Genomic DNA, 13989 nt, shown 5'->3' on the forward strand with positions numbered 1-13989 from the left:
GGCGCCCGCCCGGTGTCAGGACTGTGCCGTGGCCCTGCGCGGCAGCCAGAAGGCCATCAGCAGCAGTCCGCCGAGCAGGACGCAGCAGGCCGTCCGGAAGGCGATCGCGTAGCCGGCGGTGAGGTCCACCGGGTCGGCGGAGCCGGCCGTGCGGGCGGCGGCGACGGTGGAGAGGACGGCGAGGCCGAGGGCGCCGCCCATGGTGCGGGAGGTGTTGACGAGGCCGGAGACCAGGCCGGCCTCGCCGGGGGCGGCGCCGGAGGTGGCGAGGGAGGCGAGCGGGGTGGCCGCCAGGCCCGTACCGGCCATCATGAGGATGCCGGGCAGGCAGATGGAGGTGAGGTAGGAGCCGTCGGCGGTCATCGTGGACTGCCAGCCGAAGCCCGCCGCGGCGACGGCCGTTCCGATCAGGGTGAGGTTCTTCGCGCCGGTGAACACCATGAGCCGGGGGGCGATCTTGGAGAAGACGACGATGGCCACCGAGGTGGGCATCAGGGCGAGACCGGCGCCGAGCGCGGAGTACCCGAGGACGTTCTGCGCGTACACCGTCATGAAGTACCACATGGAGAACGTGGCGGAGCCGATGATGAGCATCGCGGTGTTCGCCGAGGCCACGGCGCGGGCGCCCAGGACCCGCAGGGGCATCAGCGGGTGGGCGGTGCGCGCCTCGACGAGGACGAACAGGGCGAGCAGGGCGGCGCCGCCGAGCAGCGGCAGCAGGGTGGCCGACGCGGTCCAGCCGGATTCCTCGGTCTGGACGATGCCGTAGGCGACCAGCGCCAGGCCCGCCGTGACGAGCACCGCGCCCAGCAGGTCGACGCGGCTGCGCTCGCCGGCCCGGCCCTCGGCGAGGACGAGCGCGGCGCCGATCAGCACGAGGACCCCGATGGGCACGTTGATGAGCAGCACCCACCGCCAGGAGAGGGTGTCGGTGAGCACCCCGCCGATGAGTCCGCCGGCCGCGCCGCCGCCCGCGCCGACGGCCATCCAGGTGCCGATGGCGCGGGCGCGGGCGGGGCCCTCGGGGACCGCGGCGGTGAGCAGGGTCAGGGTGGCCGGGGCGAGGACGGCGGCGCCGAGCCCCTGGCCGGCGCGGGCGGCCAGCAGCTGCCAGCCCTCCTGGGCGAGTCCGCCGGCGAGCGAGGCGGCGGTGAACAGGCCGAGTCCGACGAGGAACATCCGTTTGCGGCCGTAGAGATCGGCGGCGCGTCCGCCCAGGAGCATGAAGCCGGCGAAGGCGATCGAGTAGGCGTTGAGCACCCATTGCAGACCCGCGGCGCTGAGTCCCAGATCGGTGCGCATGGACGGCAGGGCGACGTTGACGACGGACACGTCGAGGACGACGAGGAACTGACCGGTGCAGGCGGCGAGGACGACCGCCCAGGTGCGGGCGCGGGTCCGGGTGGTGCGGTGTGTGGGCGTCGAGACGTCAACCATGGCGTCATCCTCGCAGCCGCCCCCTACCCCGTACATCGGTTTCCGGACCGTGGCGTCCTCGTTCCCGGGGCCTACGACCGGGGTCCCGGCCCGGGTCGTGGGCCCCGGTGGGGGACGCGGGGGTCAGCGGCGCAGCAGGGTCACCACGGCGGCCCCGCCGAGTCCGATGTTGTGGGCGAGGGCGGTGCGGGCGCCCGGGACCTGGCGGGGGCCCGCCTCGCCCCGGAGCTGCCAGGTGAGTTCGGCGGCCTGGGCGATGCCGGTGGCGCCGAGCGGGTGGCCCTTGGAGATCAGCCCGCCGGAGGGGTTGACGACCCAGCGGCCGCCGTGGGTGGTGGCCCCGGACTCGACGAGCGCCCCGGACTCGCCCTCGCCGCACAGGCCCAGCGCCTCGTAGGTGAGGAGTTCGTTGATGGAGAAGCAGTCGTGGAGTTCGATGACGTCGAGGTCGTCGGCCGAGATCCCGGCGGTCTCGTACACCCGGCGGGCGGCCTCCCGCGACATGGGGAGTCCGACCGCGTCGACGCAGGTGCCGGAGGCGAAGGAGTCCTCGGTGTCGGTGGTCATGGCCTGGGCGGCGATCTCCACGGCCCGGTCCCCGAGACCGTGCTCCTCGACGAAGCGCTCGGAGACGACGACGGCCGCCGCCGCCCCGTCGGAGGTCGGGGAGCACTGGAGCCGGGTGAGCGGGTGGTGGACCGGTTTGGCGGCGAGGACCTCCTCGACGGTGTACGGGTCGCGGAACTGGGCGTACGGGTTGTCGGCGGAGTGGCGGTGGTTCTTGGCGGCGACGGCGGCGAGCTGCGCCTCGGTGGTGCCGTATCGCGCCATGTGCTCGCGGGCGGCGTTGCCGAAGATCTGCGCGGTGGGCGGGGTCATCTCGAAGCCGTGGGCGGCGGCCATGATCCCGTAGTGCCGGGCGACCGGTGACGTCTTGAAGTCGGCGGCGCCGCCGTCGGCCCCGCCGCCGCCGAGCGAGCCGCGCGCCATCTTCTCGAAGCCGGCCGCGAGGACGCAGTCGGCGGCTCCGCCCTGGACGAACTGGCGGGCCGTCATCAGGGCGGTGGAGCCGGTGGCGCAGTTGTTGTTGACGTTGTAGACGGGGATGCCGGTGAGGCCGAGGGCGTAGACGGCGCGCTGTCCGGCGGTGGAGGGCTGGAAGCAGTAGCCGACCACGGCCTGTTCGATGTCGCGGTAGGTGAGCGAGGCGTCGGTGAGCGCGGCCGTGCCGGCCTCCTCGACCATGTCCCAGTACTGCCAGTCGCGGGTCTCGGGCTTCTCGAACCTCGTCATCCCGACGCCGACGATGTAGACCTTCATCATGTGTCCTCTCAGTCCCTCGGCAGTCCGAGGATGCGTTCGGCGACGACGTTGAGCTGGACCTGCGTGGTGCCGCCCGCGATGGTCAGGCAGCGGGACATCAGGAAGCCGTGCAGGGCCCGCTCCCCCGGCCCCTCGCGCACCGCCCCGTCCGGGCCGAGGAGTTCGAGGGCGAGTTCGGCGACCTTCTGCTGGTGGACGGTCTGGACGAGTTTGCGTACGGAGGCGCCCGCGCCCGGTTCCAGTCCGGAGACCTGCTGGAGGGTGGTGCGCAGGGTGATGCAGGCCAGGGCGTGGGCCTCGGCGGCGAGGGCGCCGATCCGGGTGCGGCAGGCGGCGTCGAGGCCGTCGGCGCGGGCGATCAGCGCCTCCAGGCCGGTGTCGAAGGCCATCTGGTCGGCCATGTGGACGCGTTCGTTGCCCAGGGTGTGGCGGGCGACCTTCCAGCCGCCGCCGGCCTCGCCGACGAGGGCGTCCGGGGGCAGCAGCACGTCGTCGAAGTACACCTCGTTGAAGAGGGAGTCGCCGGTGATCTCCTTGAGGGGGCGGATGTCGATGCCCTCGGTGTGCTTCATGTCGACGACGAAGTAGCCGAGCCCCTGGTGCTTGGGGGCGTCCGGGTCGGTCCTGGCCAGCAGGATGCCGTGGTCGGCGCTCCGGGCGGCGCTCGTCCACACCTTCTGGCCGTTGATCCGCCAGCCCTCGGGGGTGCGTTCGGCCCGGGTGCGCAGCGAGGCGAGGTCGGATCCCGCGCCGGGTTCGGAGAAGAGCTGGCACCACTGGAGGTCGCCGCGCAGGGTGGGCAGGAGGTAGCGCTCCTGCTGGGCGGCGGTTCCGTGGGCGATGAGGGAGGGCACGACCCAGGTGGCGATGGAGAGGTCGCTGAGCCGGACGCCCTGGTCGCGCAGTTCCCGCTGGACGACGAGCTGGTGGACGGGGCCGGCGTCCAGTCCGTAGGGGGCGGGCAGATGCGGGGCCGCGTAGCCGGTGGGGGCGAGGGCGCGGCGGGCGGCCCGCGGGTCGAGGCCGCGGACGGCGGCGACGGCCTCGCGGGCGGCGGCGCGGTGGGCGTCGGCCTCCTCGGGCAGTTCCAGGACGAGTTCGCGGCGGGCGCCGTCGGCGGCCAGCCGGACGGCCCGCTGCCGGTGCGCGTCCCCGGCGCCGAGCAGTTGGCGGGCGACCAGGGCGCGGCGCAGATACAGATGGGCGTCGTGCTCCCAGGTGAAGCCGATGCCGCCGAGGATCTGGATGGTGTCCTTGGCGCAGCCGTACGCGGCGTCCAGGGCGGTCGCGGCGGCGAGCGCGGCGCCGAGCCCCCGGGGGCCGTGGTCCCGCCCGACCGGCGGCTGCCGCTCCACGGTGTCCTCCACGGCCGCGCGGGCGGCGTCCCAAGTGAGGGCGCGGGCCTGTTCGAGGCGGACGAGCATGTCGGCGCAGAGATGTTTGACGGCCTGGAACCGCCCGATGGGGCGGCCGAACTGTTCGCGGACCTTGGCGTGTTCGGTGGCCGTGTCCAGGCAGCGGGCGGCGGTGCCGCAGGCCTCGGCGGCGAACAGGACGGCGGCGAGGTCGCGGACGAGCTCCGGGTCGGCGTCGAGGAGCCGGTGCGCGGGGACGGTGACGCCGTCGGCGCGGATCTCGGCGGTGGGCCGGGTCGGGTCGGCGCTCCGGTGCGGGCGCACCCGCAGGCCGGGGCTGTCGGCGTCGACGGCGAACCAGCGGATGCCGGTGGCGGTGGCGGCCGGAAGGACCAGCAGGCCGGCCTCGGTGCCGGAAAGGACCGGGGGCGGGGTGCCGTCCAGGCGGTAGCCGTCCGGCTGCTCGACGGCTTCGAGGGTGCCGGGTCCGAGGGCGACGGCTCCGATGCGGGTGCCGGAGGCCAGTGCGCGGACCGGTTCCCCGGCCCCGCAGGCGTGGAGGACGGCGGAGGCGAGGGTGTGGGCCAGGAAGGGGCCGGGGAGGGCGGCGCGGCCGGCCTCTTCGAGGACGACGACGAGATCGAGGAGGTCGCCGCCGCCTCCTCCCGCGTCCTCGGGGAGGTGGATGCCGAGCAGGCCCTGTCCGGCGAGCGCGTCCCAGTGGGCGGGGCGTGCGCCGGGGTCGGGAGGGGCGTCCGCGTCGAGGAGTTCGCGGATCACGGCGGGCGGGACGGCGCGTGTCAGCCATCCCCGCACGGAGTGTGCGAGTGCCCGGTGTTCTTCGGTGATTCCGATGCCCATGCGGATCCTCGCCGGTCGCAGCCACTGGAACGGCGCAAGAGTAGAACACGTTCCAATCTGACGGAAGGTCAGATGGCACCCCAATCACGTCCGTACCGGAAGGGCGGTCCCGCGATGTGTCCAGTTCCGGTCCCGTTCACCGGAATACCGGGGCCGTACGGAAGGTTTCACTCTGCACGCACTTGGTGGCCGAGGGGGGTCCGCCGCCGTGACCGGGCAGTCGCGCCCTCCCCCACCGCACCTACGTACGCCGCCGGGAGGCCGCACGCATGCCACAGACGACGCACGATCAGCCCGCCGCGGAGCTTCCTGATCCGCGGCCCTCGGGGACGGGCCGGGGGATCGTCCCCGTCCTCGCCTTCGCGGGCATCACCGTCGCGGTGATGCAGACCCTGCTCGTCCCCGTCATCAAGGATCTGCCCGCTCTTCTGCACACCGATCCGGCAGACGCCACCTGGGTGATGACGGCCACCCTGCTGGCCGGGGCCGTCGCCACCCCGATCATGGGACGGCTCGGGGACCTCTACGGCAAGCGCCGAATGCTGCTCGCCAGTCTCGCCGTGATGGTGGTCGGCTCGCTGATATGCGCGTTCACCGACGATCTCGTGATCATGATCGTCGGCCGCGCGCTCCAGGGCTTCGCGATGGGCGCCATCCCGCTGGGCATCGGCATCATGCGCGACGAACTGCCCCGCGAGAAGCTCGGTTCGGCGATGGCGCTGATGAGTTCGTCGATCGGGGTGGGCGGCGGACTCGCGCTGCCCGCCGCCGCGCTCGTCGCCCAGCACACCGACTGGCACGCCCTGTTCCTCGGCTCGGCCGGCCTCGGCGTGCTGGCCATGGCCCTGACCGTGGCGGCCGTGCCGGAGACCTCGCTCCGCGCCCCCGGCCGCTTCGACCTGGTCGGCGCACTCGGCCTCTCGCTCGGCCTGGTCCTCCTGCTGCTGCCCGTCACCAAGGGGAGCGACTGGGGCTGGACCTCCGCCACCACGCTCGGACTGCTCGCCGCCTCCCTCGCGGTGCTGGTGCTCTGGGGCGTGTTCGAACTGCGCAGCGCCACCCCCCTGGTGGACCTGCGGACCACCGCCCGGCGCGAGGTGCTGCTCACCAACCTGGCCTCGATCATGGTCGGCGTCGCCTTCTACGCCGTCTCGCTCGTGCTGCCGCAACTGCTCCAACTGCCCACGTCCACCGGCTACGGCCTCGGGCAGTCGATGGTCGTCGCCGGGCTCTGCGTGGCCCCGCTGGGCCTGACGATGATGTTCGTCGCCCCGCTGTACGCCCGGATCTCGGCCCGTCGCGGCCCCAAGGTCTCGCTGATGCTCGGCCTGCTGGTCATCGCCGTCGGGTACGGGGCGGGGCTCGGCCTGATGAGCGCCGCCTGGCAGACCGTGGTGATCGCGGTCGTGCTCGGCGCCGGAATCGGCCTCGCGTACTCCTCGCTGCCCGCCCTGATCATCGGGGCGGTCGACGCCTCGGAGACCGGCGCGGCCAACGGCCTGAACACGCTGATGAGGTCGATCGGCACCTCGGTCTCCAGCGCCGTGATCGGCATGGTCCTCGCGCACACCTCGGTGCGGACGGGCCCGGTGGCCGTGCCCAGCATGGAGGGGTTCCGGACCTCGTTCATGATCGCGACGGGTGCGGTGGTGGTCGGACTGGTGCTGGCCTCGTTCCTGCCCTCGCAGCGTCCGGCCGCCGCGCCGGTCCTGCTGGCGAGCAGCGCGGCCGACGCCGCCGCCCGGGCGGCCGGCGAGCCGCTGCCCGCCGTACCGCACCCCTCCGGCTTCACCGGGCCCGCCTTCCGGGGCCGGGTCCGGGAGGCGGACGGCACCCCGGTCGCCGGGGCCAACGTGACCCTGATCGACCGGCACGGCCGGCAGGCGGGGCTCACCACCACGGACGCCGAGGGCCGTTTCACGCTGGCCGCCCCGGGCAGCGGCAGCTTCGTGCTGGCCGGTTCGGCCGCCGGCTACGCCCCCCGGGCCCGGCCCGCGGCATATCCGGCGGACGGCGGTCCGGAGGGGACCGATCTGGTGCTGACGCTCAGCGCGCCGGAGCGTCGAACCGCGGCACGGTCGTGAGCAGATGAGAGACGTCCGTCCCGGACGGCAGTTCGCGCGGCTCGGCGCCGCGGGCGAACAGCCGGGCGGGGCGGGCGCCCAGCACCCGGGCCCGGTCGCCCTCCACGCGCAGCCAGCCGCCCTCGCGCAGCCCGAGCACGGGCACGTCGTTCTCCTCCAGGAACTCGGTCAGCCGCTCCTCGCGGGTCTCGCCCTTGTGGGTGCTGGCCGGGTCCGGGTCCAGATAGTGCGGGTTGATCTGGAACGGGACGAGGCCGAGCGTCTCGAAGGACGGCGGGCACACGATCGGCATGTCGTTGGTGGTGCGCAGGGTGGGCGCCGCCATGTTCGTCCCGGCGCTGGCGCCCATGTACGGCAGCCCGGCGCGCACCGCGTCGGCCACGGCCTCGCGCAGTCCGGTGCGGTAGAGCGCGCTCAGCAGCCGGAAGGAGTTGCCGCCGCCGATGAACACGGCGTCGCAGGCGGCGAGTGCGTCCACCGGGTCGGGTGACGCGTGGACGCCGCGCACGCTGATCCCAGCCGGTTCCAGGGCCGCGCGGACGCGGGCGGTGTAGCGGTCGTGGTCGGCGAGCGCGTACGGCACGAAGGCGAGCCGGCCGCCGGAGGGCAGGAAGGCGGTCACGGTCTCCAGGGCGTGTTCCAGGTAACCGCGGCCGTACTGGGTGGAGTTGGAGAGCAGCAGCAGATTCACGGGGTCCTCGTCGGTTCGGTCGGTCGGGCGGGACGGTCGGTACGGGGCGGGGTCACGCCGTACGGGGGCGGCGGGGGCGGGACTTGGGGCGCTGCGGCGGGTGGGTCAGGCGCCGCTCCAGGAGTTCGGCGGCCTGCCGCAGGGCGTCCAGCCGGTTCTCCGGCGCCCCCTGGAACCGTTCCCTGTCGCCGCCGAGGCTGAGGCTTCCGTAGGGCTCGCGGCCCAGGAAGACCGGCACGGCGACGGTCGCGACACCGGTGTCGTACTCGCCGACGGTCCAGGCGTACCCCTGGGCGCGGATCTTCAGGAACTCCTGCTCCAGCAGGTCCGGGTCGGTGACGGTCCGGTCGGTGAAGCGGGCCATCGGGCGGCCCCGGAAGAGCCGGTGGCGCTGCTCGTCGGGCAGATAGGCGTAGAACGACTTGCTGGTCGCCCCGGCGTGCGCCGGGTAGAGCTCACCGACCAGGGGGTAGTAGCGCAGCGGCCCGGTCTCGCCCTCCTCCGCCGCGACGCACCGCATGTGGAAGCTGTCCGGGAGGCAGAACAGCACGGTGTCGCCGGTCACCCGGCGCAGTTCCTCCAGGACCGGTCCGGCCAGCAGCTCCAGCGATCCGGAGCGCTCCCAGAGCCGGCCCAGGCGCAGCACGGCGGGGCCGATGCGGTAGCGGCGGGTGACCGGGTCGGAGACCAGGAAGCCCCGTCCGGCGAGGGTGGCGAGCAGCCGCTGGGCCACCGAGGTGTCCCAGCCGAACTCCTCGGCGACCTCGGTGACGCCCCAGTCGGGCCGGGAGCGCTCGAACGCGAGCAGGACGAGGAGCGCCCGGTCGACGGTCTGGAGGGCGCCGGGGGGCGTCCGCCGGTCCAGATCAAAGTCCGCCATGTCATCTCACCATTCAGACCTGAATTGCAAATAACGGGAAACGGTTGCGTTCAACGCTATCGGATCCCGAATCTGCTCTCAGCACCCCGTTCCGGCTCCCCTCTCCCTGCCGGGCGCCGGACGGGTGCGACGGATGCGCGAGAAAGGCCCCCCATGTTGAAGTACGTGCTGGACGTCGTCGACCTCCTCGACGACCCCCAGGTCAATGGCAAGACGGTCGTCGAGTACCTCGACGCGGCGGCGGGGTCCGAGGGCTCGTCGGCGACGGTCACCACGGTCGCCGGTGAGCGCGGTTCGACGGACTTCGTGATGGTCCGGATCCCCGGCTCCCGGGGCCGTACCGCCGGCGGCGACGCCCGGACGCTGGGCATCGTCGGGCGACTGGGAGGCATCGGCGCCCGGCCCGAGGTGACCGGCATGGTGTCCGACGCCGACGGCGCCGCGTCCGCGCTCGCCGCCGCGGCCAAGCTCCTCGACATGCGCCGCCGGGGCGACGTGCTGCCCGGCGATGTGATCGTCGCCACCCACATCTGCCCGGACGCCCCGACCGAACCGCACGATCCGGTGCCGTTCATGGGCTCCCCGGTGGACATCGCGACCATGAACCGGCACGAGGTGACCGGCGAGATGGAGGCGGTGCTCTCCATCGACACCACCAAGGGCAACCGGATCATCAACCACAAGGGCCTCGCCCTGTCCCCCACCGTCAAGGAGGGCTGGGTGCTCCGCGTCTCCGAGGCCCTCGGTGAGCTGCTGGCCGTGGTGACGGGCGAGCCCTTGGTCACGTACCCCGTGACCACCCAGGACATCACCCCGTACGGTAATGGGGCACACCACATCAATTCGATCCTCCAGCCCGCCACGGCGACGGCCGCCCCGGTCGTCGGTCTGGCCATCACCTCGGCCGCCGCGGTGCCGGGCTGCGGGACCGGCGCGAGCCACGAGGGCGACATCGCCTCCGCCGCCCGCTACGCCGTCGAGGTCGCCAAGGCCTACGGCGGCGGTCACCTGGACTTCCACGACGCGGTGGAGTTCGACAACCTCGTCAACCGCTACGGGTCGCTGGCTCACCTGCAGACCTTCGGCCGTACCCCCCAGGAGTCCTGATGGCAGCCGCCCCGCAGGCCGACGCCGCGGTCCCCGCGACCAAGAGCATCGGCAGCGACGACTACGCGCTCTCGCGCGTCCCGCGCGACCAGCGCTTCGGTTTCTGGTCGATGCTGCTCCAGTGGCTGGCCCAGTCCGGCTCGATCTCGCAGTTCACCCTGGGCGCCACCATCGGCGTCGGCATGACCTTCGGCGACGCGTTCCTGGCGTTCACGCTGGGCGCGGTGATCCTGGAGGTGGTGATCTTCGCGATCGGCCTGGCCGGGATGCGCGAGGGTCTGGCGACCCCGATGCTGACCCGCTGGGTCGGCTTCGGCCGCAACGGCTCGGCGCTGGTGAGCTTCGTCATCGCGGTCAGCCTGGTCGGCTGGTTCGGAGTCCAGAACAAGATCTTCGGCGACAGCGTCTCGGCGCTGGTCGGCGGGCCGTCCTGGATGTGGTGCGTGCTCGCGGGCATCGCCATCACCGCCCTGGTGATCTTCGGCTTCCGCTACATGGCCAACTTCGCGAAGATCGTCACCCCGCTCTTCTTCGCCATGGTCGCCTTCTCCGTGATCCGCACGCTGAACGACCACTCCTTCAGCGACCTGGTCCACTCGCCGCCGCCGGGCGACACCATTCCGCTGGCCGTCGCCGCCACCGCCATCGCGGGCGGCTACATGACGGGCGCGATCGTCTCCCCCGAGATGACCCGCTACAACCGCAAGGGCTCGCACGTCTTCCTGCAGAGCGCCTCGTCGATGATCCTCTCCGAGTACATCGTCGGCCTGACCGGTGTGCTCCTGGGCCATCTGGTCAAGAGCAACGAGGTCTCGCACATCGTGCTCTCCACCTCCGGCGCCTTCGGCGTCCTCGTCGTCCTGATGTCCACCGCGAAGATCAACGACTGGAACCTGTACGGCTCCTCGCTGGGCGTCGTCAACTTCTTCCAGGTCGTCTTCGGCAAGCGCGTCCACCGCGGCGCGGTCACCGTCGTCCTCGGCATCGCGGGCACCGTGCTGTCGGCCGTCGGGATCATGGGCCACTTCACCGAGTTCCTCACCATCCTCGGCGTGGCCATCCCGCCGATCGGCGGGATCATCGTGGCGGAGTACTGGGTCGTGAAGCGGATGCGCAAGCCGCTGGACGAGACCCGGGAGGCCGAGACCCTTCCGGCGCACTCCCCGACCTGGGTCCCGATGTCGATCGCCATCTGGATCGCCGCGTTCTGCGTCGGCAAGTTCTACGACGGCGGCATCCCCGCCCTGAACTCGCTGGCCACCGCCTTCGTCCTGTACAGCGTCCTGGGCCTGCTGGGCTGGATCAAGCCCTACGGCACCTCCGTCCTCGCCGACGAGCGGGACGGCGCCGACCCGGCCCCGGCCGCCCGCACCACCACCCCCGTGGGAGCAGCATGAGCACCGCACCCGGCACCGCCCTGGTCCCGGCCTCCGACGAGGCCCAAGCCGAGGTCGTCGACCTCTGCGCCGAGCTGATCCGGTTCGACACCTCCAACCCGACGAGCGACGAGCGCGCGAGCGCCGAGTGGGTGGTGGGCCGCCTCGCGGAGGTGGGCATCGCCTCGGAGCTGATCGAGTCGGCGCCCGGCAGGGCCAGCGTCATCGCCCGGATCGCCGGCCGCGACCCGGAGCGCGGCGCCCTGCTGGTCCACGGCCATCTGGACGTGGTCCCCGCCGACGCCTCCGAGTGGCAGGTCCCGCCGTTCTCCGGCGAGATCCGCGACGGCTACCTCTGGGGCCGGGGCGCGATCGACATGAAGGACACGGTGGCCGTGATGCTGGCCACCGCGCGGCACCTGGCCCGCACCGGTACGAAGCCCTCGCGCGACCTGGTCCTCGCCTTCCTCGCGGACGAGGAGGCGGGCGGGAAGTTCGGCGCCCACTGGCTGGTCGAGCACCGCCCGGAGCTGTTCGCCGGGGTCACCGAGGCGATCGGCGAGGGCGGCGGGTTCTCCTTCGCCCTGGACGACACCCGGCGCCTCTACCCGATCGAGAACGCCCAGCGCGGCATGGCCTGGATGGAGCTGACCGCCACCGGCCGGGCCGGCCACGGCTCCTCCCCCAACGACGAGAACGCGGTCACCGACCTCGCCGAGTCGCTGACCCGGATCGGCCGCGAGACCTTCCCGATCCGGCTGATCGAGCCCGTCCGCGCACTGCTCGAAGAGGCCGCCCGGCTCTACGGCGTCGACTTCGACGAGGACGACATCGAGGGCAGCCTCGCCAAGCTCGGCCCGGTCGCGGACTTCATGCAGGTGGTGCTCCGCAACTCCGCGAACCCCACCATGTTCAGCGCCGGCTACCAGACCAACGTGATCCCCGGAAAGGCCACCGCCCGCGTCGACGGCCGCTTCCTGCCCGGCCACGAGCAGGAGCTGATCGACACCATCGACCGGCTGCTGCTGCCTTCGGTCAGCCGGGAGTGGGTCAACCACGACATCGCGATGGAGACCACGTTCGACGGCCCGCTCGTCGACGCCATGTGCGAGGCGGTGCGCGCCGAGGACCCGGACGGCCACCCGGTGCCGTACTGCAACCCCGGCGGCACGGACGCCAAGGCATTCACCCACCTCGGCATCCGCTGCTTCGGCTTCAAGGGCCTGAAGCTGCCGCACGACCTGGACTACGGCCGGCTCTTCCACGGCGTGGACGAGCGCGTCCCGCTGGAGGGACTGCGCTTCGGCGTCCGCGTCATGACCCGACTCTGGCAGAGCTGCTGAGGCATCCGTCTCGGCTCTGCCGGGGGCCCGCCCCGACCCGGGCTCACCCCTCCGTACGCCCCCGCCGGTTCTCCGGCGGGGGCGTACGGCACGCCGGAGAACCGCCGGGGGCGTAGGGCACGCCGACGCCCTCGTAGCGCCCGTCCGGGTCCTCCGGTCCCGCATCGGACACCCCCGATAGGGTGCCCGCCATGAGCGCATCTCCCGGCCGGACCGCCGCCCGGTCCGCCGCCCAGTGGCACGAGCGGTGCCTCGCCCTGCTGGACGCGGGCGACTGGCACGGGCTGTACCGCACGGCGATGGCGTGGCGGACCGGCGGTGGCGGGGCGTCCACCCCGGACGCCTGGCTGATGGACGTCTGCTCGGCCCTGCTGCACGGCCGGCCGAGGACCGCGCTGCACTGCTGCGACATGGCGCTGAGCACCTGGGTCGAGCGCCCCGGCGACCGGGCGGTGCTCCGGCTCGTGCGCGCTCTGGTGATCGCCGACCACGTCCGGGACCCCCTGCGGGCCCTGGACGACCTGGAGGCAGCGCTGCACGGCCCGGACTGGCTGGCGGCGCTCGCCGCGACCGAGCGGGACCGGGTCGCGGAGGAGGCGCTGCGGTCGCGGCGGCGAAATCCCCGGGCCGATCCCGCCCCCGAGCTGGACACGGCCTACCGGGAGCTGACCCGCTCTCACGTCTCGGCCCCCGCCCCGGAGCCGGCGGAGCCGCTGCCGGCCGACGGCGCGGTCCCCGCGCTCTGGGAACCGGCCTTGCGGCGCCTGCGGCGGCCCTGACCGCCCCGCGCGTCCCCCCGGCCCCGGGGTGCGGCACCATGGGGCGGTCGCGCGGATACGCAGCCGCACCCGTCACCACCAGGAGGAACCCCGTGGCCGCCGAGCCCCAGCCGGAGATTCTCGCCGCCTTCCAGGCCGCCAAGGGCTTCATGCCGGTGGGCGAGGGGCTGGCGCTGTACGCGGCCGCCGCCGAGGCCGCCGCGCTCGGACTGCCGCTGCTGGAGGTGGGCACCTACTGCGGACGCTCCACCATCCTGCTCGCCGACGCCGCGCGGGCGGCCGGGGTGACGGCCCTCACCGTCGACCACCACCGGGGCAGCGAGGAGCAGCAGCCGGGCTGGGAGTACCACGACCCGACGGTGGTGGACGCCGAGGTGGGCCGGATGGACACCCTGCCGACCTTCCGCCGCACGCTGCACGCGGCCGGTCTGGAGGAGCACGTGGTGGCGCTGGTGGGCCGTTCCCCGCAGGTCGCGGCGGTCTGGGGCGGCCGGCTCGGCCTGGTCTTCATCGACGGCGGCCACACCGACGAGCACGCGAACGGCGACTACGAGGGCTGGGCCCCGCACGTCGCCGAGGGCGGGCTCCTGGTGATCCACGACGTCTTCCCCGATCCGGCGCACGGCGGCCAGGCCCCGTACCGGATCTATCTGCGCGCCCTGGAGTCCGGCGCGTTCACCGAGGTCTCCGTCACGGACTCGCTGCGGGTGCTGCGGCGCACCGGTCCGGGCATCTGACCCCCGGGGACTGTCC

Annotated in this window: 11 protein-coding genes; 6 read left to right on the forward strand and 5 right to left on the reverse strand. The window is 73.3% G+C overall.

The annotated features are described in order from the left end of the window. Positions 1-15 precede the first annotated feature (15 nt). The 3 genes from ACWCXC_RS20985 to ACWCXC_RS20995 all read right to left on the reverse strand — a co-directional run bounded on the left by ACWCXC_RS20985 (position 16) and on the right by ACWCXC_RS20995 (position 4976). A complete protein-coding gene (locus ACWCXC_RS20985) occupies positions 16-1437 on the reverse strand; it encodes an MFS transporter (protein ID WP_450685484.1) in 1422 nt (473 codons plus the stop codon). Between the two features lie 123 nt (positions 1438-1560). After that, positions 1561-2757: a lipid-transfer protein gene (locus ACWCXC_RS20990; protein WP_450685489.1), complete on the reverse strand. Its 1197-nt coding sequence runs from the start codon at positions 2755-2757 to the stop codon at positions 1561-1563. An 11-nt stretch (positions 2758-2768) separates the two neighbouring features. Then, a complete protein-coding gene (locus ACWCXC_RS20995; RefSeq protein ID WP_450890179.1) occupies positions 2769-4976 on the reverse strand; it encodes an acyl-CoA dehydrogenase in 2208 nt (735 codons plus the stop codon). Between the two features lie 269 nt (positions 4977-5245). Between ACWCXC_RS20995 and ACWCXC_RS21000 the strand changes: the two genes are divergently transcribed. Beyond that, on the forward strand, positions 5246-7060 hold the full coding sequence (locus ACWCXC_RS21000) for an MFS transporter (RefSeq protein ID WP_450890180.1): 1815 nt from the start codon (positions 5246-5248) through the stop codon (positions 7058-7060). Here ACWCXC_RS21000 and pepE read toward each other — a convergent pair. Together pepE and ACWCXC_RS21010 are read right to left on the reverse strand one after the other, a co-directional pair. After that, complete coding sequence (gene pepE / locus ACWCXC_RS21005) at positions 7023-7751, reverse strand: dipeptidase PepE (RefSeq protein ID WP_450685481.1); 729 nt, start codon at positions 7749-7751, stop codon at positions 7023-7025. The two genes, ACWCXC_RS21000 and pepE, sit on opposite strands and share 38 nt — an antisense overlap. A gap of 52 nt (positions 7752-7803) precedes the next feature. Next, a complete protein-coding gene (locus ACWCXC_RS21010) occupies positions 7804-8631 on the reverse strand; it encodes an IclR family transcriptional regulator (RefSeq protein ID WP_450685480.1) in 828 nt (275 codons plus the stop codon). A 153-nt stretch (positions 8632-8784) separates the two neighbouring features. Here ACWCXC_RS21010 and ACWCXC_RS21015 point away from each other — a divergent pair, with 153 nt between their 5' ends. The 5 genes from ACWCXC_RS21015 to ACWCXC_RS21035 all read left to right on the forward strand — a co-directional run bounded on the left by ACWCXC_RS21015 (position 8785) and on the right by ACWCXC_RS21035 (position 13973). Then, the gene (locus ACWCXC_RS21015; RefSeq protein WP_450890181.1) at positions 8785-9738 is read left to right on the forward strand and encodes a DUF1177 domain-containing protein; all 954 of its coding nucleotides are present in this window, start codon (positions 8785-8787) and stop codon (positions 9736-9738) included. Then, on the forward strand, positions 9738-11135 hold the full coding sequence (locus ACWCXC_RS21020; protein WP_450685478.1) for a cytosine permease: 1398 nt from the start codon (positions 9738-9740) through the stop codon (positions 11133-11135). Before ACWCXC_RS21015 ends, ACWCXC_RS21020 begins: the two co-directional genes overlap by 1 nt. Then, positions 11132-12457, forward strand: coding sequence for a M20/M25/M40 family metallo-hydrolase (locus tag ACWCXC_RS21025; RefSeq protein WP_450890182.1), 1326 nt, complete (start codon positions 11132-11134; stop codon positions 12455-12457). The genes ACWCXC_RS21020 and ACWCXC_RS21025 overlap by 4 nt, the downstream gene beginning before the upstream one ends. Positions 12458-12648: 191 nt before the next feature. After that, a complete protein-coding gene (locus ACWCXC_RS21030; protein WP_450890183.1) occupies positions 12649-13236 on the forward strand; it encodes a hypothetical protein in 588 nt (195 codons plus the stop codon). A 92-nt stretch (positions 13237-13328) separates the two neighbouring features. Beyond that, on the forward strand, positions 13329-13973 hold the full coding sequence (locus tag ACWCXC_RS21035) for a class I SAM-dependent methyltransferase (RefSeq protein ID WP_450890184.1): 645 nt from the start codon (positions 13329-13331) through the stop codon (positions 13971-13973). The last annotated feature ends 16 nt before the right edge of the window (positions 13974-13989 follow it).

The organism is Streptomyces sp. NPDC001515 (assembly GCF_053597115.1).